This is a genomic window from Zoogloea sp. LCSB751 (assembly GCF_002028455.1).
Taxonomy (GTDB): Bacteria; Pseudomonadota; Gammaproteobacteria; order Burkholderiales; family Rhodocyclaceae; genus Zoogloea.
In genome coordinates this window covers 1-261 of sequence record NZ_MWUM01000310.1, presented here as the reverse complement: position 1 = coordinate 261, position 261 = coordinate 1, and the positions used below count along the sequence as shown (strand labels likewise).

Here is a 261-nt window from a genome sequence, read left to right as displayed (position 1 = left end):
CTCTTTCCGATCCAAATCCAATTGAATGGCATTTTTCTGGCGATGGCCTACCATTGCGTAGCCTGCCCATGCCAGAGAACTATCCATGACCGAAGAATCTTCCATCCCCGACTTTGAAATTGACCGCCACGACGAATTTACCCAGTTCTTTCTGAGCAATCGGAGTGAAATTCTCCTTTACCTGAGCCTACTCGCCCGGCGACATTGTCTTGTGACGGCTTATATAGATGAGGGCAGAAAATTCTTTCAGACGTCGGTCAT

The 261-nt window shown here is 47.9% G+C and carries 1 protein-coding gene; it reads left to right on the top strand.

What is annotated here, in order from left to right; translation table 11 throughout:
• Positions 1-85 precede the first annotated feature (85 nt).
• Positions 86-261, top strand: a 176-nt coding sequence (locus B4920_RS31145; RefSeq protein WP_139379713.1) for a flagellar brake protein, incomplete at its 3' end; no start/stop codon positions are given.